Raw genomic sequence first — 26466 nt, forward strand, 5'->3', positions numbered from 1 at the left:
TATTTAGAATTCGATTATAGCTACTATTAACTTATATTATAAGAAAAAATATTTGAAAAATAGCACTAATAATATTTGTTTGTATGATGATAGTTAATCAAAAAATCATACCAAATATTAAATTTATATTTCAAATCAGCTCTAAATTACTTATATTTGAAGTTATAACTATCTTAGATACAAGAATGATGTCAAATACTAAAGAAGTTAAATTTAAGAACATGGTTGCCTACGGGTCAGGAGATTTTTTTGGCGGTGGTGCCTTTACTATTCTTGGATTATGGCTGATGTATTTTTATACAGATATTGCTGGATTATCTGCAGCAGAAGCAGGATTAATAGTAGCAATTGGTAGAGGTCTCGATGTGTTTGCAGATCCAATTATGGGATATATTTCAGATAATTGGCGAGGTCCATTAGGCAGAAGAAGGTTTTTCTTTGTAATAGGTGCTCCTTTAGTTTCAGTATTTGCTCTACTTTGGATTCCTGGATTTGGCTTTTGGTACTATTTATTCGGCTATATTGCTTTTAATTTCATTTTCACAATGATTCAAGTTCCTTATGAAACATTAGCTGCGGAAATGACAGATAGTTATCATATCAGATCTAAGATGACTGGAATTAGAATGGTCTTTTCACAAAGCTCTAATATTGTTGCAGGATTTTTACCTGCAGCTATTATGTATTTTTTTGCTGATGAAAAAACCTCTTTTATAATTATGGGAGTTATTTGTTCAATACTATTCATGCTACCATGGTTCTTTGTCTATAAGTTCACTTGGGAAAGAAAAGTTGAAGTTTCAAAAAAAGAACATTCTTCTTTATTTAAAGAAATAAAATTCATATTTATTAATATATTTTCAACACTACGAGTTCGAGCATTTAGACTTAATCTCCTGATGTATATTGGTGCTTTTGTCGCATTAGATGTATTTGGAGCCAGTTTTGCTTACTATTTTACTTTTATATTAGATTACAATATTAGTTCTGCATCAATTGTATATACATGTTTTTCAATAATTCAGGTTATTTCAGTACCTATATTTGCATATTTATGTATAAAAGTTGGTAGTGTGATGAGTTATAGAATTGCTATTAGCTGCCTACTTGTAAGCATGCTTAGTTTCCTTATCATTCCTATGTTTACTCCGATTCTTGCTTTAACCTCATTTGTTGTAATTATATTTGTTTTAGGTTTTGCTAGAGCAGGATGCTACTTTACACCATGGAATATCTATAATTTTATTGCAGATATAGATGAAGCATTAACCACTAAAAGAAGAGAAGGAACTTTTGCTAGTACTATGACCGTTTCGCGTAAGTTAGTTCAAGCACTTGCATTTGCTATAGTAGGTTTTACATTATCAGTTTTCAGCTTCAAAGCTGGTGTTACGGTACAGTCTAGTTCTGCCCTACTTGGAATAAATATCTGTTTTATTGGCGGCACTATACTGTTTTGTATTATTGGAGCTATTGCAAGCTCAAGACTCAGATTAACTCAAGCGAAACACTCTATATTAGTAACTGAACTGGAAAGACTAAGAGCTGGAGGAGAACTCAAAAAAGCTCCCAAAGAAGCAATTAATGTTGTTGAAGAACTTACAGGTTGGCCTCATCAAAAAACTTGGGGCCATAATAATACATTTTAGGATTTTGAATTATGTTAGACATTTGTAAATTTAAACTTAAAGATACTAGGGTAGATCACATTTTATTTGAGTTAGAAGAAAAACAAATATTTGCTAGAGTTTTTGTTCTTGAAGAAAATATTTTCAGAGTACTCTTCACTAAATCCCTAAAACCATCTTTAGATAAAACTTGGTCAATAACAAAAGATGACATTCCATTTGAAGGGACTGATAGACTAGACACATCCAGTTTTAGTTGTCCTAAGTTTGAAGCTTATGGTAATGATGATTTTGCTTTTATAGAAACATCAAAGTTAAAATGTAAAATTGAGCTTAATAGCTTTGGAATTAGTTGGTATAAAAAAAATGTTGATAGTTGGATCAAAGTATCTCAGGATTTACAAACCCAAGCATATAATTTAGACTTTTGGTCAGATCGAAGTGTATACCACGCTATTAAGAAAGAACCTGAAGCTATGTTTTTTGGTCTTGGTGAAAAAACTGGTTCTCTCAACCGTAATAAAAAACGTTATGAGATGAAATCAATAGATCCCATGGGCTATGATGCAGAAAACTCTGACCCTTTATATAAACACATTCCTTTTTTCATATCTCATAATCCTACAAATAAAAGTTCTTTTGGAATTTTCTATGATAATTTAAGTGATAGTGTTTTTAACTTTGGTAAAGAAATTGATAATTATCATGGTCCATACATTAGCTATGAGGCAAAAGCTGGTAACTTAGATTACTATTTTATGATTGGTGATAATATCGCTGAAGTTACTGAAACTTTTAGCACGATAACAGGTAAAACTATATTACCACCCTATTGGAGTTTGTATTATTCTGGTTCTACAATGACTTATACAGACCTTCCAGATGCCCAGAGCCAAATGGATAATTTTATCGATGATTGCCAGCAATATAATATCCAATGTGGATCATTTCAGCTAAGCTCAGGGTATACCTCTATTGGTGATAAGAGATATGTATTTAATTGGAATCATACAAAATTTCCAGATATTGAAGGATTCACTAAGAAATATTTAGATAATGGTATTAGACTATGTGCAAATATCAAACCTTGTCTACTTCAAGACCATCCTAAATTAGATGAAGTTGCCAGTTTTGGTGGCTTCATATATAACAAACAATATCAAAGACCTGAATTAGCACAGTTTTGGGATGAATTAGGATATTACCTTGATTTTACGAATCCAAAAACTATCTTATGGTGGCAAGATAATATTACAAAACAATTATTAGAAAAAGGCATTGAATCAACTTGGAATGATAATAATGAATATGAAGTCTATAATGGCGAGGCTGTTTGTTATGGTTTTGACAAAGAAATAAAAATCAAACATATAAAGCCTGTTCAGGCGCTTCTTATGACTAAGTCTAGTTTTGAAGCTCAAAAAGCTTTTGCTCCAAACAAGCGTCCTTATCTAATTACAAGATCAGGATGTGCAGGACTACAACGGTATGCTCAAACTTGGACTGGTGATAACTATACAGAGTGGAAAACTTTGAAATATAATCTAGAAATGGCGAAAGGGCTATCTCTATCAGGAATTTATAATTTTGGTCATGATATTGGTGGTTTTAGTGGTCCCGCTCCAGATTCAGAATTATTAATTCGCTGGATTCAGCATGGTATATTTTATCCTAGATTTACAATTCACTCATGGAACGATGATAAATCAGTGAATACTCCTTGGATGTATCCAGAAGCTTTGGAGACTATTCAAAAAGCTTTTGATTTGCGTAATGAGATAAGTCCATATATTTATCAGTTATGTTATCAAGCTCATGCTAATGCTAAACCAATTTTAAAGCCAACTTTTTATGATTTTGAATCTGATGAGAAAACATTTCAAGAAAGTAAGGATTTTATGATTGGAAACCTGCTTGTTGCAAATATTCTTGATAAAAATCAAAGAGTCAGAGAAATCTACCTACCTAAAGGTTCAAGCTGGTATGACTACTATACTGGTGAAGTATATGAAGGTGGTAAAACTGTAAGTCTGAATATTGATATCGAAAGTATTCCTATATTTGTTAAAGAAGGAAGCGTAATTGCTATAAATAAATGTAAGGCTAAATTTAATAATTTCGGACAAGATATTGTTTATAAAATTTATCCTTCTTTAAGTGAGGAAGCTACTCAACATCAAATATATTTAGATGATGGTGAAAGTACTAAGTACTTAGACAATGAATGTGGTTTCTTAAATATTCAAATCACTAATAGAAATGATAAACTAGATATTAATTGGCAATATGAGGGCCATGATAGTTTCAAAGTGACTCACCCTCAGATAATCAATATGAATAAGGATTTAAAATATAATGCTTAATCTTCAAAAATTACATAATTGTAGTTTACCAAACTATCAACGTACTAATTTAAAGCCAGGAATATTGCATATAGGTATAGGAGCTTTTCATCGAGCTCATCAAGTATTCTATATTGATAAGTTACTAAATACTGGTAATCAAAATGCCCTAAACTGGGGCTATATAAGTGGTACTATTAGAACTAACCAAAAATTAATTGATGATTTAAAAGCAAATGACTGCTTATATACTTTATCAACCAATGATGAATCTGGCACTAAAAACACTATAATAGGTGCATTAAAAGATGTTTACTTTGCAGGTAATGGTCAATCTCAAAATCTAATAACCCAAATTTCAGATCCTAATATAAAAATAATCACCTATACAGTTACTGAAAAAGGTTATTATGTTGATTTATCAACTCAAGAATTAAATTTTGAAAACCCTGATATAGCTTATGATTTAGCTAATATTAACTCACCTAAAACTGCTATAGGAATTACTATAGCTGGGCTATATAAACGTTGGCAGGAAAATGCTGGTGCTATTACTCTACTAAGTTGTGACAATATGCCAAATAATGGCAAAATATTAAAAAAAGCTATTCTAGACTTCTCAAGTAAAATAAATATGCAGTTTAGTACTTGGGTAGCAGAGAATGTTAGCTTCCCTAGCTCTATGGTAGATAGAATTGTTCCTGCTATTACTCAACAGGCTCTAGATAACATTGAAAATATGATTGGTCAAAAAGATATCTCAGCAGTGGCAACTGAAGAATTCTCTCAGTGGGTTATCGAAGATGATTTTGTTAATGGTCGCCCTGCTCTAGAAAAAGTTGGGGTTGAGTTTGTTAAAGATATAGAACCTTTCGAGAAATTAAAGCTAACTATGTTAAATGGTAGTCATAGTTTAATTGCATATCTTGGTGCTTACGCTGGCTTAAAGACAGTTGATGAAGTTATATCTCAATATGAATTTTATACATTCATTAGAAAATATATGTTAGAAATTGCAGCTCCTTTAGTAGATGGTTTACAACAAGAGATCTCAACTAGTGAATATGCTGATAAACTTTTACATAGATTTGCTAACCCTCATTTAAAGCATAGAACTGAACAGATAGCTATGGATGGCTCTAAAAAAATTCCTCAAAGATGGTTAGGATCTTTAGTATATCTTTTAGAAAACAAGCAAAATTATGATATTTTAGCTTTGGGATTGGCTGGTTGGATATTATTTTGTAGTGGTAAAGATCAACATGGAAAAATATTAGAAATTAGTGATCCTCTACAAAATGACTATAAATTGATATATCAAGAGAATATTCAAATTATTGATATGGTTAATAACTTTTTATCATTAAAAAGCATATTCCCGGAAACAATAGCAACAAATAAAGATTTAAAAGAAAAAATAGTATTTTTTATTGAAGAAATTAATAAAAATGGTGTTATTAAAACTCTTACTAAATTAGGAGAATAAAATGATAGAGTCATGGCGTTGGTTTGGTCCAAATGATCCTGTGTGTATTGAAGATATTATGCAAACTGGAGTTACTGATATTGTAACTGCCCTACACCATATACCAAATGGTAAGGTTTGGTCTGTAGAAGAAATTCAAAAAAGACAATTTGAAGTTGAAAACTCTACTAGACTGGGTAAAACAAATTTAACATGGTCTGTTGTTGAGAGTATACCAGTTCATGAAGATATCAAAAAAGGTAAATCTTCACGTAATGAATATATAGATAATTACTGTCAAAGTATCCGTAATTTAGCCAAATGTGGTATTAAATTAATTATTTATAATTTTATGCCAGTATTAGATTGGACGCGTACAGACTTAGGTAAACAAACTTCTACGGGTGCAAAGACATTATCTTTTGATGAGATAGCATTTGCGGCTTTTGATATTCATATACTTAAACGTAAGGGTTCAGAAAAAGCATATAAGGCTGAAATAATATCTCAAGCAAAAGAATATTTTGAAAATATGACTCAAGATGAGATTGATAAACTTACTTGTAATATAATTGCTGGCTTACCTGGAGCTGAAGAAAGTTTCTCATTAGAACAATTTCAAGCAGCTATTGATGAATATAAAGACATTAATAAAGAAAAATTACGCGAGAATTTAATATATTTCTTGCAGAAAGTAATTCCTGTAGCTGAAGAAGTCGGTGCGAAGTTAGCTATACATCCTGATGATCCTCCGTTTGAATTATTCGGCTTACCAAGAATAATTAGCACTATAGAAGATTATGATTGGTTGTTTGAAAATATACCATCTATGGCGAATGGTATAACATTCTGTGCTGGATCACTAGGTTCTAGATGGGATAATAATCTTCCTCTTATGGCAAAAAAAATTGGTAGAAGAATTTATTTCACACATCTAAGAAATGTTGCTCTTAATCCTAATAATCGCAGTTTCTATGAGGCTGAGCACTTATGTGGCAATACTGATATGTATGCTCTTGTGAAAGAGATTTTAAAAATAGAAAAAGATTCTCAGCCAATCTATATGCGACCAGATCATGGCCAACAAATGCTATCAGATTTAGATAAGAAAACTAATCCTGGATACTCATGTATTGGCCGTATGAAAGGTCTTGCTGAAGTTCGCGGTGTTGCATATGCTGTAAAAAGAGAGCTAGAAAATGAATCAAAGTAAGCTTTTAGGTATTGGCGAATGTATGCTTGAGTTAAGCGGTCAAGCTCAGTTAGACTCACAAGTAAAATTGAATTTTGGAGGCGATGTTCTAAATACTGCTCTATATTATGCTAGATTAAACGGTGATGTCTCTTTTTTAACAGCCCTAGGCGATGATAACTTATCAAACCAAATGATAAACAAATGGAATGATGAAAATATTGATACATTAAAAGTTTTAAAAATAAAAGATAAAGTCCCAGGCTTGTATGCTATACAAACAGATAATCTCGGAGAAAGAAGTTTTTATTATTGGCGTGAGCAAGCTCCTATTAAAGATATTTTTTATCATTTATCCAAAGAAGAGTTGGATAAGTATTGTAAAGAGTATGATTATTTATATTTTTCAGGTATCTCCCTCTCAAGATGGGACAATAGGCAGTTAGAAATATTTGCAAACTGGTTAAAAGATTTTAGAAACTCAGGTGATGATAAAGAGATAATTTTTGATTTAAATTATCGCCCTAAATGCTGGAAATCTAAACAACAGACTAAAGAGTTTTTAGAAAAAGTACTAAAGTATGTAACGATAGTTTTAACAACTTTTGATGACGAAGAGTTACTTTTTGACGATGTTAATTACCAAAAAACCTTAGACAGATATAATAGATTCAATATTCCAATAGTCATTATAAAACACGGTAAAAATCCAACTCTATTACAATATCAAAACAAAATTAATTTAGTAAAAGCTAACAAGGTAGTTACCCCAGTTGATACGACTGCAGCAGGAGATAGTTTTAATGCTGCTTTCTTAGCTGCTTTTATTAATAATTTGGGCTTACAAGCAAGTATTGAATTCGCACAAGATTTTGCTGCAGAAATAATACAACATAATGGAGCCATAATTGATAAAAAATATACGGATAAACACTTAGATAAATTAAAGGAGTTAACAAATGCCTACAGGTGAGATTCTTAAAAATAATCCTATTATTCCAGTAGTTTCTGCAGACACTATTCAAGAGGCAAATGCTATTTTAGAAAAGGTAAGGGAAAAAAAGCTTAATATAGTTGAATTCACTCTTAGAACACCCAACTCTCTAGAAGTTGTAAAAAAAGTAATAGAGTCAAATAGGGATTTAATTATTGGTATAGGAACGATAACTAATATAGAACTTTTTAGAAAAGCTCGTTTTCTTGAAGCTGATTTTTATGTCTCTCCAGGAGCTAATCATGAATTACTAAAGTTCGCTCAAGAACATAATCTCAAATATCTACCAGGCGCTGTAACACCTTTTGAAATCATGACTGTTATGAGCTATGGTTTTAGAACTATTAAGTTTTTTCCAGCAGAAGCATTTGGAGGAGTTAAACTCTTAAAAAATTATAGAGCAGTTTTCCCTGAGGTCAAATTTTGTGCAACAGGAGGAATTAATGCTCAAAACCAACAAGAATACTTAGATCAAGAGAATGTTATTGCTATAGGAAGTTCATCGTTAATATAAAGGAGGAGTATATGTTAAACGATAACGTATTAATGCCGACAGATAAAACAACTAGAGATCTAGCTCTAGAGATTTATAATCATATTAAAGATTTACCAATAATTAGTCCTCATGGCCATACCGATCCAAAATGGTTTGATGAAAATCTAGCCTTTGAAAATCCAGTTGAACTACTTATAAAACCAGATCATTATATTTTTAGAATGTTTTATTCACAGGGCTTAAGGCTTGAGGATTTTGGCATATCTAGAAAAGATGATAAGCCAGTTGAAACTGACCCTAAGAAAATATGGAAAAAAGTGGCAGAAAACTGGTACCTTTTTAGAGGTACACAAGTTGGTCTATGGTTTGATGCTCAACTCAAAGATGTATTTAACTACAACAAACCTTTTAATCTTGAAACTGCTGATGAATTATATGACCACATAGATAACTGTTTAAAGCAGAAAGATTTCCTTCCTCGTGAGATATGTAAAAAATTCAATATAAAGGTTATTGCTACTACAGATGACGTAGCTGATGATTTGCATCATCATAAAAATATTGCTAGCTCTAATTTCGAATGTAAAGTAGTTCCAACTTTTCGTCCTGATAGTGTGACCAACCCAGAACTTCACCCTGTCCATAAGAATATAAAAAAATTAGCCAAGAAACTAAATAAAAATATAGAAACCTATGACGATTTTATTAAAATATTAGCGGAGAGACGAGAGTTTTTTAAGGCTAATGGTGCCACAGCCTCAGATCATGGTGTGACTATACCTAAAACATATGATTTAGATAAAACAGAGCGTCGTAACCTGTTCAAAAAAATAATTACAAATGTTGCTTCAGATAAAGATAAGCGTGTATTCAGTGGACAAATGTTAACCGAAATGGCAAAAATGGCGACTAATGACGGTCTTGTAATGCAAATTCATGCTGGAGTTTTTAGAAACCATAACACAAGAATTCAAAGAAAATTTGGTAATGACAGAGGTTGCGACATTCCATTAAAGTGTGATTTTGTAAATGGCCTTCACCCTCTTTTAAGTAAAGTAGGTAATAATCGCAACTTTAGGACGGTTTTATTTACTATGGATGAGTCAACCTATACTAGAGAGCTAGCGCCATTAGCTGGACATTACCCAAGTGTGTTTTTAGGCCCTGCTTGGTGGTTTAATGATTCTGCTGAAGGTATGAAAAGGTTTCGTCATGCTGTAACTGAAACTGCTGGCTTTTATAATTGTTCAGGATTCATAGATGATACGCGAGCTCTGCTGTCCATACCAGTAAGACATGATATCGCTAGACGTGTTGATGCTGTTTATTTAGCTGAAATGGTTCTACAAGGAAGACTATCTAAAAAAGATGCTTTAGATATTGCTTACGATATTACATATACACAATCTATAAAGATATTTAATATGAGTCATCTATTAGGATAATAAAATGCAACAAAATCATTATAAATCATCGAAACTTTATGTAATTATTATTGTTGCAGTAGCTGCAATTGGTGGATTACTATTTGGCTTTGATACATCTATAATAGCTGGCGCTACGCCATTTATTCAACAAGATTTCTTAGCTGAGCATTGGCAATTAGAAATGGTTGTCAGTTTCTGTGTTCTAGGAGCCTTTTTTGGAGCTCTTGCTAGTGGTTATTTTACCGACAAATTTGGCCGTAAAAAAGTAATGATTGCTACTAGTTTGTTATTTATAGTAGGCACTCTAGTGGCATCGTTAGCTCCAAATATAGAATCATTAGTCCTTGGCAGATTTATGTTGGGATCTGCTATTGGTGTAGCATCTTACGCAGTGCCTTTATTTATTGCTGAAGTTGCTCCAGCTTCTAAAAGAGGCTCATTAGTTCTTTGGAATGGAGCATTTCTTACAGGTGGCCAAGTTATAGCATTTATTGTTGATTATTTTCTAACAAGCAGCGGTAGTTGGCGTATTATGATAGCTACAGGACTAGTACCAGCAATTATGCTATTTGTAGGTATGTGTTTCATGCCCTACTCACCTAAATGGTTATTTTCTAAAGGAAGAAAGCAAGAGGCTCGCGAGACACTTACAAAAATTAGAGAAAATGCAAATGATGTCTCAGAAGAATTATCTGCCATTCAAAATAATTTAGAAAAAGCAACTAAACCTAAGTTCTCTGCAATTTTTAATAAAAAAATTAGACCAGTTCTATATATAGGTTTATCTCTTGGGATATTTCAACAATTTTTTGGTATAAATACAGTAATGTACTATGGGCCATATATAATGGAAAATATAGGTTTTAATGGAAGTGAAATGCAGATGCTTATGACCCTTTCTTTAGGACTCGTTAACTTCATAGCTACAATTATAACTATAATGTTTATTGACAGATTAGGTAGAAGAAAATTCCTACTACTTGGATCCGCTATGGCTGCTTTGAGTCTGTTTAGCATGATTTATTTGCTTAATAATGTTACAAGTAGTACTGTCGCAATATTAGCCTTAATTTGTCTTTTAATATATATTGTGGGATATTGTATTAGTGTTGGTTCTCTTTTCTGGCTAATTATTTCGGAGATTTTTCCCTTAAGTGTTAGAGGGTCTGCGATGAGTTTTGTTGCGTCAATACAGTGGTTAGCTAATTTTATTGTCGCTGCTACATTTTTAACTATTTTAACAAAACTAGGCGTTTCATTTACTTTCGGGATATATGCATGCGTAGCCAGCTTAGCGTTTATTGTAACATATCTTTTTGTTCCAGAAACAAAAGGAGTTGATTTAGAAACTATTGAAAACAACCTGAATAAAGGTATAAAAACGAGATATTTAGGTAAAGAAATTATTGATTAATAGAGGTGGATATTATGTCTCAAACAGTAGAAAATACATTTGGCGAATTTCGTAACTATACAGATAGTAAATTCCAAGATCGTGTAGAAAGAACATATAAAGATATGCATATCAATCAAAATCTTGAATATGTTACTCAAATGAAGGATAAATACTTCAAACTTGATTTGGGAAAAATGGATGTTTACGAAGTATTTAAGCTTTTAGAAAACGTTCATGATGAAAGTGATCCAGACAACGATCTTCCACAAATTGAACATGCCTATCAAACAGCAGAAGCTTGCCAAAATAAGTTCTTAAAAAGTGATACTGAACTTAGAGAAAATGCTTTAATTAGATCAATATTTAGAGATCATGAGTGGCAAAGTATTCCTAAAATTTGGCAGGATTTCTATACAAAGAAGCAAAGTCTGGGTAATTTATATAGCCATATAAAAGATTGGTCATGGTTCCCCCTAGTAGGTTTTGTACATGATTTAGGTAAAATCATGACATTGCCAGAATACGGACAATTACCTCAATGGTCAACTGTTGGCGATACATATCCAATTGCTTGTCCTTTTGCTTCTGCTAATGTTTTTTCTCATAGGGAATTTGTCAAGGACTCTAAAGATTATAATAACTATAATACCGAATCTGAAACTCATTATGGAAAATATGAGAAAAAATGTGGCTTTGATAATGTTGATATGAGTTTTGGCCATGATGAATATATTTATAAAGTTTTCGAGCAAGGTAGTGATATACCGTATGAAGGATTATATCTTTTACGATATCACTCATTTTATCCATGGCACACTCCTCAAACTGGAGGACATGCTTATCAAGAACTTGCTAATGAAAAAGATTGGCTATTACTACCTCTATTAAAAGCTTTCCAGAAAGCTGATTTATATTCGAAACTACCTGAACTACCACCCAAAGAGGTTTTAGAGAAAAAATATAAAAGCCTTTTAGATAAATGGGTTCCAAATAAAAAAATTAACTGGTAATAAAATTTAAATCAAAATGCATTTAGGTAAATGGTATTATAGTATTAGTATAATAATTTATCATTTATATGAATATTAAATAACTATGCATTTATAGCTTTCCCTGTAGCCTTTGCTAGTATTCCTATATATATATTTATACCTGAATACTACCATACTAATTTTGGAATAAACTTAACCATACTAAGTATAGTTTTATTCATACTAAGTGTTAGATGCTATATTCGATCCCTTAATTGGTTGGTACTGTGATAGATTTCACTATCTAAGTAAAATTAGTTTGGTAGCTGTAGTTGCTATATTTATAGTTGGAGTATACGTTATATGCGTGCCAATATTTTCAAATATTTTACTTAATCTTTCTGTTGGGATTTTTTTATCTACGCTTGCTTTTAGCTATATTACAATATTCTCAACTACAAAAGGGGCCCTTTGGTTAAAAGATGACAATAGTAAATCTTTAGTGATTTCTGCCCGTGAAATTTCTAATATATTAGGTGTATTAATCGCTTCGATATTACTATCTGTCTTACTTACCTTAATGCCGCATGGAAGAAGCTATTTTTTATATGCTATTATTGCAATAATACTAATCTTAGTAGCTACCATATTTTTCTTTAAATGGATTAATAGAGTTAATCTAGATAATAAATCTAAACATACAATTTATAGTTTCAATATTAAGAATTACATTGATCATTTTGACAAAGATGGTATATTTTTATTTGTCGGATATACAATTAGTGCTGTAGGATCAACTTTACCTGCAGTTACTATCATATTCTTTAGTAAATATATTCTCAAAACACCAGACTTAACTGGACTATATATTTTTACGTATTTTTTTGGGGCAATATTTTTCATTCCTATAATGAAAAAAATCTCTCTTAAATTTGGAATTATTAAAACATGGGGTTATGCTCTTTTATTCTATGCAAGTATATTTTCTTTTGTATTTGCTCTATCTGATGGCGATTATATACTCTTTACCTTGATATGTTTTATTTCTGGAGCTGGACTTGCAACTGAATTAATTCTTCCAAATATACTTCTAACCAAATGGATAGATAGCTATCCAGAAAGAAAAGAGCTTGGTAACGGTTATTATGCTATGCTAGCATTTATAACTAAATTTAGTTATGCTATTGCAACAATTATAACATTTCCTCTTATTAACTCCTCATTTTCATCTAATACTGAAAATCTTGAAATGTCTCTTAGGTTTATATATTGTGTTCTACCTTGCCTTTGTAAATTGCTAGCTGCTGGAATTATATTTTTATGGTATAAAAGTTTATATAAATATTCTATTAATAAATAAATACTCACCTTCGTTCTCAATACACTTAATATTTTTCAATAACCACACCATACATTAATTTTATATTTATTTATAAAATCATTATTCCTAAATGTTTTAGATACAAAGTTCATATAAATACAAAGCAAATATTAATAAAAATAAATACTTTAAATATTGCCTTAATTTTAATACTCGTGTTCTCTAAATACACTATCAATGATATTTTATTATTTTATTAATAATGGAGATATAAATGAAAAAGACTATTACCCTTGCACTTTTAGGCTCAATCGCAGTAACTTCTGCTTATGCTGATGATTTAAATGCTAATACTTAAACAACTCTATTATTAATTATTCAAATAAGGTTGAAACAACTGCTGATACTGATCCTAATTCACCAATTTATGCTGTTAAAAGCATAGCTGCAGACGCTGGCGATATCCAAACAAACGGTGAAAAAATAGCTAGAGGTCTAGTATTAACTAATAATGGTAAAGTTAAAATACCTAATTCTGTTAAGCCTAAAGATATGTATATGAAAGACGAAGCTTCTGCTGCTCATGGTCTTGAAAAATATAGAGCTGAAAGAGATGAAATTAGTAAAAAAATAGAAGATTTGGAAAGCAAGAAAAAACTAGGCTGGAGAATCAAAGTAACTGAAGAAAAAGCTAAACTAAAAAGTATCAATACTAAAATTAATATCTTAAAAGGCATTAAAAAAGGCGATAAAGCTTATGCAGAAGAAAAGATTGCTCAATTCAATACTATCCAAAATATAACTGTAAATGGTCCTACAGCATACTATAATGATATTGCTAGACCAGTTTCATCTGAGCTAACAGCTGCATGGAATTCAGCTACTGCTCTTGATTATATTGATTATAGAAATAATATAGATAAATTCTGGAGCGCAAGAGTTGCTCTTTGGAATGGTCAGTATAATATAAATAGCAAAGATGCTCAAACAGCTATAGAGTTTAACGATATAACTAACTACTTAACTATTCAAGCTATTCAGCTGATCCAAGGTGGTAATAATGATAAGGCAATTACTACTTATGCATAAACACTCTTGCATACACAGTGACTACACTGGGCGACTTAGAAAGTGGTATCCAAGAGAAAATAGCTTCTCCTAGAACTGCTCAATCAATATGTGAAGCTGATTTACTTGAAGTTAGAGCTAACAGCAATGTAGCTACATCTAGAAACGTATTAAAAGACTTATCCGATGAAAAAGCAGTAGAATCTATTCTTACTCAATTCCTTGATATCATAAATGTTGGTGATATTAAAGTATACGATTTAGATAAACTTGGAAATAACTGGGCTGTTAAAGCTGCTGTCAATGCTATTGCTGTTGCTATAGGCTCTGAAGGTGTTATTTACGTTAAAGATCATACTTTAATGTTAAGACCTGCAAGTGCTGTTGCTGCTCCTGTAGCTAATGCTATCGCTTAAAACGGTATCTACAAGCAAGTAAGTGATGCTGATGGTATACTATTTGGAGAAAATGCTTGTAACTTTACTGCTGCACAAAACAGTAATAACCCTGTAGCTAAAGCAATGGTTGCAGCTACAAAACAGATAGCTAGCCAAATAGCTAAAGACCAAACTGTCGATGCTGCTTTCGAAGAACAAGTTTATGTAGCTCTTCAAGCGACTATGTTCGAAAATTTAAGCAAAGTTATTCCTAACTAATTGATAGACCCTTCAGCTCTTATTTCTTAACATAAATTCTACTCGCAGAAAAATCATATATTACTTTTTCTGCCTTTAGTTCCTGATATCCTAAAATGCATACAACTCCTAAAAATTTACTCATAATCTTAATATTTGCAGCTGTTGCTTCTAGATTAACCATTTGAACTTTATCTTGGAAAAATAGATTTAAAGGGTTTAATACTATTTTTTTAATTTTAATATCAGCGAATGTTAATGTTCCATCTGTTGCCTTAATTGTTTTCTTGGGCTTAGTTGGTGCTGAGTCTATGCTCTGTAGATATTTGTCTGAAATTGTAAAATTAGAAGTTCCGGTATCAAGTAAACAATTAACCGGTTGGCTACTATCTATTGATATGGCAATTGTCTGATGCTGAGATAATAATTTAGTCAAGTTAATTAATAAATAACTTTCTTCATCTAATACTTTTCCTATTTCATGGTGTTGTTTAGCGGTTAAGTTATTTTTGCTTAGATATATCAAATTTGCTGAAAAATCAAAAATTGCATCATATCTTGCTAAGAAATCTGTACCAATGACAATTACTGGATACAACTTTTCTTTAGGTTGATTGGTTATATTAGCTTTGACATTTTTAAGTAAAATATTTCCTATTTGTATTTTTTTTAATATTACATTTTGATTCCTAGATTTTTGTCCTACCATATTTGATGAATATTCAGAACCACTCTCTTGATTAAGCTTTAATTGATCAACTGAGTGATTAAAAATACTTATTCCTTTTGATCCTGAGTCAAAAATCACATAAGCAGGTCTATCGTTTACCTTTGCAAGTATATATGGTGCTTCAAACTCTTTTTTATTTTCTAATTTCAGTGCTTTGTAATTATATTCTTTCAGATTATTTTGTAACTTGATAAATTCATAAATAAACAACAGCTAAATATTATTAAAATTTTTCTAAACATATTTTATTTTCCTTCATTTTTTTGATATTCTTACAAACAAATTACTGTTTATCAATAACTAATTATTGATAAACAATAAGTATAATCTAAAATAGATATCATATCTCTAAATACACAAGGAATAAAAGTTATGCAAAACTTAGAAAAAATTAGTAAGTTCTATAAAAATATTTTTAGAATAGTATTTATATTGATAGTAATATCTGTTCCAACATTTTGGGCTTTTGCACAAAGCGAATATATACCTAATGTCACAGATACTGCCGATCAAATGTCACAACCAATAGCTTTAGATACTAGAATTATAGGTCTTTTAGTTAGCTTGATACCAGTTTCAGTAATACTTTATATAATTGCTCTTTTAGTCAAATTATTTACGTGTTATGAAAAGCTTGAGGTTTTTTCTTCTAGAGTAGTTTTGATATACAAAAGGTTAGGTTGGGGGTTGGTATATTATTTTTTTGCTCAAATCATTTTTGAGCCTTTAATATCATTAACTCTAAGTTATCATAATCCTGTAGGTGAACGTTTCGTAAGTGTATCAATTGGTACTAACGAAATTCTAGCATTATTATGTGGGGGAGTGATTATAACAATATCAAAAGTTATGCAAAAAGCTCATGAACTTGCTGAAGAAAATAATTTAACAATTTAAGGATATTTAGATGTCTATAAGAATTGATTTAGCAAAAATAATGCTTGATAAACAAATTAAGTCTAAGGATTTAGCGAAAGCTATTGGAATTACAGAGCAAAACTTATCAATATTAAAAAACGAAAAAGCAAAAGCTATTAGATTTTCTACTTTAGAAGCAATTTGTAAGTATCTAGATTGCCAACCAGGAGACATATTAATTTATGAGGATTAAATTCTTATAAAATATAAATATACTAATACTCTATATATATTGTTACAATTGTATTCAAATAAAATTAATCTTAGATAATATAATTTATGAATACAATCAATTTAGGTAAGTATTTTTTTGTTTTAACTATATTTTTCATAAATATAAGTTTTGCAAGTTCTGATAAATATCATTTGGAAACTCCTCCAATACCGGCAGGAACTTATAAACCTGACTTTAGAGATATTAAAGATGTATCTGAAAAGAAAAAAGTCTTTATAGAATTTATGTCAAAAGAAATAGATGAAGCTAATCAAGAGTTATGTAAACAAAGAAAAACTATTATGAAACTACAAGAAATTCTTAATAGTAAACAAGATTTAGATGAAAATCAAAAAACAAAAGTCAAAAAATATACTTCATTCTATAAAGTATGGAATGCTAAGACTTTACAAGAGCAAGTTAATGCTTTAGTTACAAAAGTTAATATAGCACCTAAAAGTCTAGTAATTGCTCAAGCAATCCTTGAAACTGGCTGGGGAACATCTAGATTTGCAGTTGACTATAATAATTACTTTGGATTACATTGTTTTGAAGAAAACTGTGGTGTCAAAGCTAAAGATTCAGATGTTCAAGTAGAGACTTTTAAAGATGTTGGAGATAGCATTCTTGGATACTACTTTAGATTAAATACTGGAGAAAAGTTTTCTAAATTTAGACAAGTAAGACAAGCTAATGGCGATACTTCTCAACTCATTAATACTCTGACAGAGTACTCTGAGTTAGAGGGAGATGAATATCAAAATAGATTAAATAGTGTAATTAAATCAAATAATTTAGATAAGTTTAAAGCTTCTTGTTAAAGAATAAGTTCTGAGTTAAAGAGATAAGTTCTGTTGTTGATCTGATGATAAACTATCTGGTATTTTTAGTTTAAAATGATTGTATGCTAGCAAAGTTGCAATACGTCCTCTTGCAGTACGCATAATGTATCCTTGCTGGATTAAATATGGTTCTATGACATCTTCAATAGTTCCCTTTTCTTCACTAAGTGCAGCTGCCATCGTATCTAATCCTACTGGACCACCACCAAATTTTTCCATTAATGTAAGTAGATATTTATGATCCATATGATCAAATCCTACAGGATCAACTTTTAGCATTGTAAGAGCTTTATCAGCAATATCATAAGATATAACGCCAGAAGCTTTAACTTGAGCATAATCTCTAACTCTACGTAGTAATCTATTTGCTATTCTTGGCGTACCTCTTGAACGTTTAGCAATTTCGTTGGCACCATCGTCTGTAATATCTAGATCTAAAAGCTTAGCCGAACGATAAACTATCTTAGCTAAATCGTCAATTGAGTAGAATTCTAGCCTTTGAATTATACCAAACCTATCTCTCAAGGGTGAAGTCAGAAGCCCTGCTCTAGTTGTAGCTCCTACTAATGTAAATGGAGGTAAATCAATCTTGATTGATCTTGCTGCGGGACCTTCACCAATCATAATATCAAGCTGATAATCTTCCATAGCTGGATATAATATTTCTTCAATAACAGGACTTAAGCGATGTATTTCATCGATAAATAATACATCGTTCTCTTCTAAGTTAGTCAAAAGTGCTGCCAAATCTCCAGCTTTTTCTAAAACTGGACCACTTGTTTGCTTAAGTTCCACTTCCATTTCATTGGCAATAATATTTGATAATGTTGTTTTACCTAAACCTGGGGGCCCAAATATAAGAGTATGATCAAGCGCATCCTTTCGAGATTTTGCAGCTTGAATGAAAATCTCCATTTGCTCGCGTACTGCAGGCTGACCTTCATATTCAGCTAAAGTTTTTGGTCTTATAGCTCTATCAATGAAGTTTTCATCTTTATTTTGTGCTGTATTTGCTGATATTATTCTGTCAGTTTCTATCATATTATAGTGTTCTAATAAGATTTAATTTTTATTATAACATTTTATTGCTCTCAATTTGACTTTGGATTATATACAGCATATTTTTGCGGTTGTAACTAATATAAAAATTAAATTATACCAATATAGTAAAATGTTGAGTGATAAACTTTGAAAAAGGTAAATGTTTTGTCTAAAATCTAATAATAGAATCGACATTAAATATATGGAGAAAATAGTGGATTTAAAAGATTTCAAACAAATAGAACTTTCTCATTTCAGTGATACTAAATCAATAAATTATCTTAGAGATGATGCTAGTCACCTTCTTTACTTAGAAAGCTCTGCTTTAGATGTCTTTAGAGACTATAAAGATCATGATGCTTTAACAGTTAGAGCAGATCTTAACCTAAAGGATGTAAAAACAAAAATTATTGATAATCATAAAGATTTTGCACTGGTAATTAGTGCTGAAGATAAAGTTGTGGGAACAATTGCTCTTCATTATATAGAGAGCCAAGCCCTTCAAGAAAGAGCTAGAAGTTCTGGTACAAAACCAGCTGATTTAGTTGCACATGATATTATGTTACCTATTGCCAAAGTAAACACAGTATCTTATTCAATTATAAAAAGTACTAAAATTGGCCATATCCTAAACACATTAATTAACTCAGACTATCATCATATCGTAGTGTATGATAAAAATGAAAATGATGAAAAATATATCCGTGGTTATTTTTCTTTACCATATATTAGAAGAAAGCTTGGTTTAGATGTCTATCACGTTTATCAAAAAGAAGGTATTTCTAACCTTAACAAAGGTATCTAATTTTTTTAACAATTAATCTACATATTCTTTTATAACATTATAGAACTGATTTGCCATAATCCTGTATCCTTTTGCATTTGGATGTACAGCATCAACCATTAAATCTTTATAACCAATTATACCTTCTAAAACATTAGGAACTAATAAACATCCATAGCTCTTAGCAAAGTTAATATAGTCTTCAGCATAATCATTTTTATAATATGGTATATCTAGACCTCCGATAATAACTAACGCTCCGTTTGCTTGTAGTATATTCACTATACGCTTTAAGTTTACAAACGCTTCTTTTGCAGGAATTCTTTTTCTTAAATCATTAGCTCCCAATGACACCATTACTATCTTAGGGTTAGCTTGCACAACATCTTCAATTCTTAATAGTGCTTGACCTGTTGTTTCACCAGATACTCCCATATTTATTACAGGTTCACCAATCATCCTTGATAATTGAGATGGGTAATTATCATATTTATCTACACCATATCCAGCTGTTAAGCTATCACCAAAAGCAACAATAGTCTCGCCTTGTGGATTTTGATTAACAATAGGCCAATTATTATAGTTTTGATAGATAAAATAATAGTATGACAATGCTAATAAAACTATTACAAAAATAAGTAAAATTAATTTCTTCATTAGATAAGCGTTTCTAAAAATAATATATTTGAAATTATAAAATAGTAACCAACAAAATACTATCTATAGCATTATTAATAATAAGTAGAATTTAGACAAATAATTATCCTTTGTGACTTAAAAGTTTTTCTAAGACTTCTGATATTTTGCTAAAAGAAAGATTTGAATAATCTAGCAGAAGATCTTTTGTACCATGAGTTAAAAACTCATCCTTGAGACCAAAGTTTCTGACAATTGTATTTTTACTTAGATCGCTAGCAAGTATATACTCATTAACCGCAGAACCCGCTCCTCCTGCTATTGAACTCTCCTCAAGTGTAAATATAATATTATGGTTTTGACATATTTCATCAATCATTTGTTCATCAAGAGGTTTTACAAATCTCATATCAACTACAGTAATATCATACTTATCTGCTATCTGGTTAGCAAGTGGTAATAAAGTTCCAAAATTTAAAATTGCGGCTCTAGAACCTTTCTTAATAAGCTTTGCTTTGCCTAATTCTATATCAAGATTATCAGTAATTTCAGCTCCGATACCTGCTCCACGAGGATAGCGTACCATTGCAGGTCCCTTGTATTCATATCCAAGTTCAAGCATATGATATGTCTCGTTTTCATCACTTGGAGTCATAATTACATGATTTGGAATACAACGCATAAATGATATATCAAAACTACCATCATGAGTTGCTCCATCTGCTCCAACCAGACCAGCTCTATCAACAGCATATAAGACATCTAAATCTTGTAATGCTATATCATGTATAACCTGATCATAAGCTCTTTGTAGAAATGTTGAGTAAATAGCAACTACAGGCTTAAGTCCTTGGCATGCTAAACCACCTGCAAAAGTAACTGCATGCTGCTCAGCAATAGCAACATCAAAGTATCTATTTGAATATTGTTTTGAAAATCTAATTAAATCAGAGCCTTCCTTCATAGCTGGAGTTACACCTACTAAGCGCTCATCTTTAGCTGCTTTTTGACAAATCCAGTTACCAAATATATTTGAGTAAGTTGGCTTAGAAGCTTTTGATTGAGTATCTCCACTATGAAAACATGGTGCAACATGATGAAACTTAATTGGATCAGATTCTGCTTTAGTATAGCCTTTACCTTTTTTGGTAATTACATGTAAAAGTTTCGGACCTCTGTGATCTTTTAAAATTCTTAAAGTCTTTACTAACTCTACAACATTATGCCCATCTATTGGCCCTACATAATAAAAACCTAAATCTTCAAAAAAATTTGCAGGGACAAACATTCCTTTAGTCTGTGTTTCTATCTTTTTCACAAACTCAAACATCGGTGGAATATTTTTAAGAACTTCCTTTCCTTTTTCACGAATTGAGTTATAAAAGCCACCTGAAATAATCTTGCTAAAATGAGCAGAAAGACCACCAACATTATCAGAAATTGACATTTCGTTATCATTGAGAATAACTAAAATGTCCTCTTTAATTCCCCCTGCATGATTAAGTGCCTCAAATGCCATACCACCAGTTATAGCTCCATCTCCAATTACAGCAATTGAGCTAGAGTGTTTACCTTGTAGTCTATCTGCAATAGCCATGCCAAGTGCTGCACTTATCGATGTACTTGAGTGCCCTACTCCAAAAGTGTCATATTCACTTTCAGATCGCTTTGGGAAACCCGAAATTCCACCATCTTTTTTGATAGTAATAAGCTTATCTTTTCTACCTGTCAAGATTTTATGAATATATGTTTGATGTCCAACATCCCATACAACATTATCGTAAGGTGTATTAAAAACATAGTGTAGTGCTACTGTAAGCTCTGTAGCACCAAGACTACTTGCAAAATGTCCACCACTTACATCCAATGTATCTACCAAAAAAGTTCTTAACTCAGATGCTAGTTCTTTAAGTTGTCCCTCAGGTACAAGCTTAAGATCTGCAGGGGTATTTATCTTATCTAAAATAGTATATTTCGACATAGTATAAAATCTTCATCTAACCCAAAAGTACAATTCTAAAGAATATATACTTTAATAAATTAAACATTTCGTCAGCTAGTGGTTACTCCCACTCAATTGTTCCAGGTGGTTTACCTGTTACATCATAAACGACTCGTGATACTTGTTTAACTTCATTTACAATTCTATTTGAAACTATAGATAAGAAGTCATAAGGCAAATTTGCCCATGTTGCAGTCATAAAATCAATACTAACCACAGCTCTTAATGCTATAACATATTCATATCTACGCTGATCCCCAACAACCCCAACTGACTTAACTGGTAAGAAAACCCCGAAGGCCTGAGAAATATCATGATACAAATTATGCTTATAGAGCTCTTCAGTAAAGATAGCATCTGCTTTTTGTAGAGTTTCAACATACTCTTCCTTAATTTCACCTAATATACGCACACCAAGACCTGGACCTGGGAACGGATGTCTATAAAGCATATTATACGGTAAGCCTAAACCTAGCCCTAATTTACGCACCTCATCTTTGAATAACTCTCTTAGAGGTTCTAATAGCTTAAGCTTCATCTCTTTTGGCAAACCACCAACGTTATGATGAGATTTGATAACATGAGCTTTAGACTGGCTATTACCAGCTGACTCAATTACATCACTATAGATCGTGCCTTGAGCAAGCCATTTCGCATTTTCGATTTTAGCTGCTTCTTCATCAAAAATATCAACAAAAAGCTTACCTATGATTTTACGCTTTTCTTCAGGATCACCAATCCCCTTTAGAGCGTCTAAAAATCTATTTTTAGCATTTACACGAATAACATTAATATCCATATGCTCTGCAAATACTTCCATCACTTGGTCGCCTTCGTTAAGACGAAGTAGTCCAGTATCTACAAATATACAGGTAAGTTGATCACCAATAGCTTCATGTAATATTGCTGCTACCACAGATGAGTCAACACCACCTGATAAGCCTAAAATTACTCTATCACTTCCAACCTGTTTTTTTATTTCTTTGATATCGTTTTCAATAATATTTTCGATATTCCAAAGAGCATCACATTTACAGATATTTAAGGCAAAATTTTCTATAATCTGTTTACCATTCTCTGTATGAGTGGTTTCTGGATGAAACTGTACTCCATAAAAAGGTTTACTCTTGTGAGCAACAGCTGCAACAGGAGCATTAGCTGATGATGCTATTACCTCAAAATGTTCGCCAGTTTGAGTAACTTTATCGCTATGACTCATCCATACAGACTGCTCTGTTTTGAGATTAGAAAATATATTTTCTGATGATTTTAAGATATTAATGATCGCTTTACCAAACTCACTTTGATCAGCTCCTTTTACCTCTCCACCATGCTGCATTACCATTGTTTGCATACCATAGCAGATACCCAAAACAGGAACACCTAATTCAAAGACTATTTCCGGAGCCTTAACATCTGAATCATATACAGACTCAGGACCACCAGAAAGAATTATACCTTTAGCATGATAATCTTTGATAAAATCATCTGCTATGTCGTGAGGAAATATTTCGCAAAAGACACCAACCTCTCTCACTCTACGCGCGATAAGTTGAGTATATTGCGAACCAAAATCTAAAATCAAAATCTTATGATTATGTATATCTGTCATTTTTATAGAAATAAATATTTTCTTAAAAGGATATTTTAACCTAAATGAATTTGATTGTAATTAGCTTTTAGTGATAAAAATAATATTAAATATATAGTCATATAAGACTTTCATAGAAAACTAAATTATTAGACTAATAAAAAAGCTCTATGACTCGACGTCTAAAGCTATACTCAGGATACTCAACTCCAACAAAATATAGACCGTGTGCTTTAGCTGTTTCAGCTGCTTTTGTCCTATCCTTAGCTTCTAATACTAGCTTAATCCATTCTGGAGATTCAAATTCTAAACCTACTTTTAGTAAGGAGCCTATAAAATTTCTAATCATATGGTGCAAAAAAGCATTACCAACAACCTCAAATACTATAAAACTTCCCTGTTTAATAAACTCAGCTTTTTGAATATTTCTAAATGGCGTGTTTGACTGACATTGAGATGATCTAAAAGATGTAAAATCTTGCTCACCTAATAAGTATTTACAAGCTTGATTCATTTTATCTATATTTAGCTGACGATTTTCCCACAAGCAGTGTTCTGCGAATATTGGTGAGCTAATTGCAGAATTATAGATAATATAATTATAAGTTCTATTTGTCGCTGTAAATCTAGAATTAAAATCATTATCAACTTCTTTAATATCTAGTATTTTAATACCCTGTGGTAAAAGAGCATTCGTTCCCCTCATCCAAGAACTAAGATTCCTATCTGCATCTGAATGAAAGTTAACAACTTGCGAAGTCGCATGTACTCCGGTATCAGTTCGCCCTGCACAAGTAACTTCGATATTTTGATTTGCAATTTTTGAGAGTGCTTTTTCTAACTCTTCTTGAATACTTGGTGAATGAGACTGTCTTTGCCAGCCACAATAGTTTTTACCAAAGTACTCGATTTGTAGTAGATAATTTTTCATAATTAGCCAAGAAATTTAACAACTCTAGAATGAAGTATTTCCATCTCTTTTGGAATCAATTTTGAGAAATTGATAAAACCATGTACTAAACTATCAAAGTGATAATGTTGTACCTCAGCATCATGTCTAAGAAGTCTTTCAGCAAATAATAATCCCTCATCTTTTAAAGGGTCATAGCCTGCTGTCATAACTAAAGTTCTCGGCATATTATCCAATTCTTTAATATAAAATGGAGATATTTCTGGAGAACATTTGTCCATACCTTCAGGCACGTACAACTCAGAATACCATTTTGTTTTTGCTTTAGTTAAAATATAGCCACTAGAATAGTCTTCAAGCGATTTCGTAGGCATATGCGATAAATCTACAGATGGATATAGGATAATATTATTCCCAATTTTAACACTACCTTTTTGTAATAGATTATAAGTTGCTAAAACTGTCAAATTAGCTCCTGCGCTATCACCCATTAAAGTAAATTTCTTACGAGATACACCAAGTTTTTTAGAGTGTTGATAAACATATTCTGTAACAAACTCAACATCATTCAAACCAGCTGGAAATTTATGTTCAGGCGCAAGACGATAATCAACAGCAAAAACAGCCCTATTGGTAGTTAAAGCAAGCTTGCGGCAAAAAGCATCAAATGAATCTAAAGTACCAGATACAAATCCTCCACCATGAGAAAAGATTATTACTTTAAGTTTCTCATCAACTTTAGGATTATATACTCTAACAGGGATATTGTGACCATTATCAGCATGTTTTATTTCAATATCTTCAACACTTTCTAGATCTACCTTAGGATAACTATATAAGCCTAGCGATGCCGCTGCCTTTCTCGTTGCTTCGATATCTTGTCGATTGCTATCCCTATCAAATTTACTAATAAATGTCAGTAAGTCTTGAAGCTTAGGTGGTATAGTCTTAATACCTCCATATAGATCTGGAACCTTTTTAAGAATTTCAGCTTCAAGTGCTTCTTCATGCTCAGAGTTATCCTTAGCTATAACTTTTAGCCACTCTTTCTTATTTGGAGGCAATGACTCAATAGGTGTTGATAAATATCGAGCAATACCTAGTTCATGACAATCATTTTCAGCATAAAATGACAAGTTATTTACCATCCACTTGACAATTTTTTCAGCTTTATAATTATTTGTTTCCCTTATTTCTAATACATTATACAAATTTCTAACATCATATGACCAAGGAACATAGTCAACAATAAAGTTACAGCTAATATAATTAAGCCCCGCTTCTCTTGCTAAAGCAAACTCTGGAAAAGCTGTCATACCTATGACACCACCTCCCATACTCTGGAAGCATTTAGCATCAATTATAGTAGGAAATTGAGGTCCTTCTATACAAACGTAGCTCTGCTTAAAATGAATATCAAAATCAAACTCTTGTTTCTTTGACCTAATTTCTTCGGCAATACTTTCTGTTATTGGTTTAGAAAGAGATACATAGTTAAGCAACCCCTGTTCACAAAACGTAAATTCTCGTAGAGATTTTGTTCTATCAATAAACTGGTACGGAATAACCATATCCCCAGGTTTTAACTCTTCTCTTAAACTTCTAACTGAAGATAAGGCAATAATAGAAGTAGCACCATATTTTTTCAAAGCATATATATTCGCTTTGTAGTTTATTTGATGTGGTAATATATTCTGACCTAAACCAGTTCTATTTAGAAATAATGCTTCCTTATCTTCTATTTTTATTTTAAATAAACCATTAGAACACAAACCATATGGAGTTTCTCGAGAGAGTTCTTCTATAATCTCAAAATCATCAAAAGACTCAAAACCACTACTTCCTACAATTGCCCACATATCT

At 31.6% G+C, this 26466-nt stretch carries 20 protein-coding genes and 2 pseudogenes; 15 read left to right on the plus strand and 7 right to left on the minus strand.

What is annotated here, in order from left to right:
• Positions 1-83: 83 nt before the first annotated feature.
• The 11 genes and pseudogenes from F7308_RS06935 to F7308_RS06985 all read left to right on the plus strand — a co-directional run bounded on the left by F7308_RS06935 (position 84) and on the right by F7308_RS06985 (position 14956).
• Complete coding sequence (locus F7308_RS06935) at positions 84-1649, plus strand: MFS transporter (protein WP_232215343.1); 1566 nt, start codon at positions 84-86, stop codon at positions 1647-1649.
• Between the two features lie 11 nt (positions 1650-1660).
• A complete protein-coding gene (locus F7308_RS06940) occupies positions 1661-3991 on the plus strand; it encodes a glycoside hydrolase family 31 protein (protein WP_013923147.1) in 2331 nt (776 codons plus the stop codon).
• Complete coding sequence (locus tag F7308_RS06945) at positions 3984-5456, plus strand: mannitol dehydrogenase family protein (RefSeq protein WP_013923148.1); 1473 nt, start codon at positions 3984-3986, stop codon at positions 5454-5456. The genes F7308_RS06940 and F7308_RS06945 overlap by 8 nt, the downstream gene beginning before the upstream one ends.
• A 1-nt stretch (position 5457) precedes the next feature.
• Positions 5458-6648, plus strand: coding sequence for a mannonate dehydratase (uxuA, locus tag F7308_RS06950; RefSeq protein ID WP_013923149.1), 1191 nt, complete (start codon positions 5458-5460; stop codon positions 6646-6648).
• The gene (locus F7308_RS06955) at positions 6635-7600 is read left to right on the plus strand and encodes a sugar kinase (protein WP_013923150.1); all 966 of its coding nucleotides are present in this window, start codon (positions 6635-6637) and stop codon (positions 7598-7600) included. Before uxuA ends, F7308_RS06955 begins: the two co-directional genes overlap by 14 nt.
• Positions 7587-8135 (plus strand): bifunctional 4-hydroxy-2-oxoglutarate aldolase/2-dehydro-3-deoxy-phosphogluconate aldolase, encoded by a 549-nt coding sequence (eda, locus tag F7308_RS06960; protein ID WP_013923151.1) that lies wholly within the window; start codon positions 7587-7589, stop codon positions 8133-8135. Before F7308_RS06955 ends, eda begins: the two co-directional genes overlap by 14 nt.
• 11 nt (positions 8136-8146) lie before the next feature.
• Positions 8147-9562 (plus strand): glucuronate isomerase, encoded by a 1416-nt coding sequence (uxaC, locus tag F7308_RS06965; RefSeq protein ID WP_013923152.1) that lies wholly within the window; start codon positions 8147-8149, stop codon positions 9560-9562.
• A 4-nt stretch (positions 9563-9566) separates the two neighbouring features.
• Positions 9567-10958, plus strand: a complete 1392-nt coding sequence (locus F7308_RS06970) for a sugar porter family MFS transporter (RefSeq protein WP_013923153.1) — start codon at positions 9567-9569, stop codon at positions 10956-10958.
• Between the two features lie 14 nt (positions 10959-10972).
• Positions 10973-11950 (plus strand): inositol oxygenase family protein, encoded by a 978-nt coding sequence (locus F7308_RS06975; RefSeq protein ID WP_013923154.1) that lies wholly within the window; start codon positions 10973-10975, stop codon positions 11948-11950.
• A gap of 189 nt (positions 11951-12139) precedes the next feature.
• Positions 12140-13271: pseudogene (locus tag F7308_RS06980) on the plus strand (MFS transporter).
• Between the two features lie 235 nt (positions 13272-13506).
• Positions 13507-14956: pseudogene (locus F7308_RS06985) on the plus strand (hypothetical protein).
• A gap of 19 nt (positions 14957-14975) precedes the next feature.
• Here the strand turns inward: F7308_RS06985 and F7308_RS06990 are convergent.
• Positions 14976-15875, minus strand: a complete 900-nt coding sequence (locus tag F7308_RS06990) for a retropepsin-like aspartic protease (protein WP_013923159.1) — start codon at positions 15873-15875, stop codon at positions 14976-14978.
• Between the two features lie 162 nt (positions 15876-16037).
• On the opposite strand from F7308_RS06990, the gene F7308_RS06995 reads away from it, so the two are divergent.
• The 3 genes from F7308_RS06995 to F7308_RS07005 all read left to right on the plus strand — a co-directional run bounded on the left by F7308_RS06995 (position 16038) and on the right by F7308_RS07005 (position 17618).
• On the plus strand, positions 16038-16562 hold the full coding sequence (locus F7308_RS06995) for a DUF2975 domain-containing protein (protein ID WP_013923160.1): 525 nt from the start codon (positions 16038-16040) through the stop codon (positions 16560-16562).
• Positions 16563-16572: 10 nt separating this feature from the next.
• A complete protein-coding gene (locus tag F7308_RS07000; RefSeq protein WP_013923161.1) occupies positions 16573-16776 on the plus strand; it encodes a helix-turn-helix domain-containing protein in 204 nt (67 codons plus the stop codon).
• Between the two features lie 86 nt (positions 16777-16862).
• The gene (locus F7308_RS07005) at positions 16863-17618 is read left to right on the plus strand and encodes a glucosaminidase domain-containing protein (RefSeq protein WP_013923162.1); all 756 of its coding nucleotides are present in this window, start codon (positions 16863-16865) and stop codon (positions 17616-17618) included.
• Positions 17619-17633: 15 nt separating this feature from the next.
• Here the strand turns inward: F7308_RS07005 and ruvB are convergent, their stop codons facing one another.
• A complete protein-coding gene (gene ruvB, locus F7308_RS07010) occupies positions 17634-18680 on the minus strand; it encodes a Holliday junction branch migration DNA helicase RuvB (RefSeq protein ID WP_013923163.1) in 1047 nt (348 codons plus the stop codon).
• A 214-nt stretch (positions 18681-18894) separates the two neighbouring features.
• Between ruvB and F7308_RS07015 the strand changes: the two genes are divergently transcribed.
• Positions 18895-19485, plus strand: a complete 591-nt coding sequence (locus tag F7308_RS07015) for a CBS domain-containing protein (protein ID WP_013923164.1) — start codon at positions 18895-18897, stop codon at positions 19483-19485.
• Positions 19486-19497: 12 nt separating this feature from the next.
• Here the strand turns inward: F7308_RS07015 and F7308_RS07020 are convergent, their stop codons facing one another.
• The 5 genes from F7308_RS07020 to F7308_RS07040 all read right to left on the minus strand — a co-directional run bounded on the left by F7308_RS07020 (position 19498) and on the right by F7308_RS07040 (position 26462).
• Positions 19498-20121 carry an arylesterase gene (locus F7308_RS07020; RefSeq protein WP_013923165.1) on the minus strand — a complete coding sequence of 208 codons (624 nt, stop codon included), beginning with the start codon at positions 20119-20121 and terminating at the stop codon, positions 19498-19500.
• Between the two features lie 103 nt (positions 20122-20224).
• Entirely contained in the window at positions 20225-22081 is a 1857-nt protein-coding gene (dxs, locus tag F7308_RS07025) for a 1-deoxy-D-xylulose-5-phosphate synthase (RefSeq protein ID WP_013923166.1), read from the minus strand.
• Between the two features lie 82 nt (positions 22082-22163).
• Positions 22164-23714, minus strand: a complete 1551-nt coding sequence (gene guaA / locus F7308_RS07030; protein WP_013923167.1) for a glutamine-hydrolyzing GMP synthase — start codon at positions 23712-23714, stop codon at positions 22164-22166.
• A gap of 133 nt (positions 23715-23847) precedes the next feature.
• Positions 23848-24624 (minus strand): tRNA pseudouridine(38-40) synthase TruA, encoded by a 777-nt coding sequence (gene truA / locus F7308_RS07035; RefSeq protein WP_013923168.1) that lies wholly within the window; start codon positions 24622-24624, stop codon positions 23848-23850.
• Positions 24625-24626: 2 nt separating this feature from the next.
• Positions 24627-26462, minus strand: coding sequence for an alpha/beta hydrolase fold domain-containing protein (locus F7308_RS07040; RefSeq protein WP_013923169.1), 1836 nt, complete (start codon positions 26460-26462; stop codon positions 24627-24629).
• Between the last annotated feature and the right edge of the window lie 4 nt (positions 26463-26466).

The sequence above is a fragment of the Francisella salina genome (genome assembly GCF_000219045.1).
Taxonomy (GTDB): domain Bacteria; phylum Pseudomonadota; class Gammaproteobacteria; order Francisellales; family Francisellaceae; genus Francisella; species Francisella salimarina.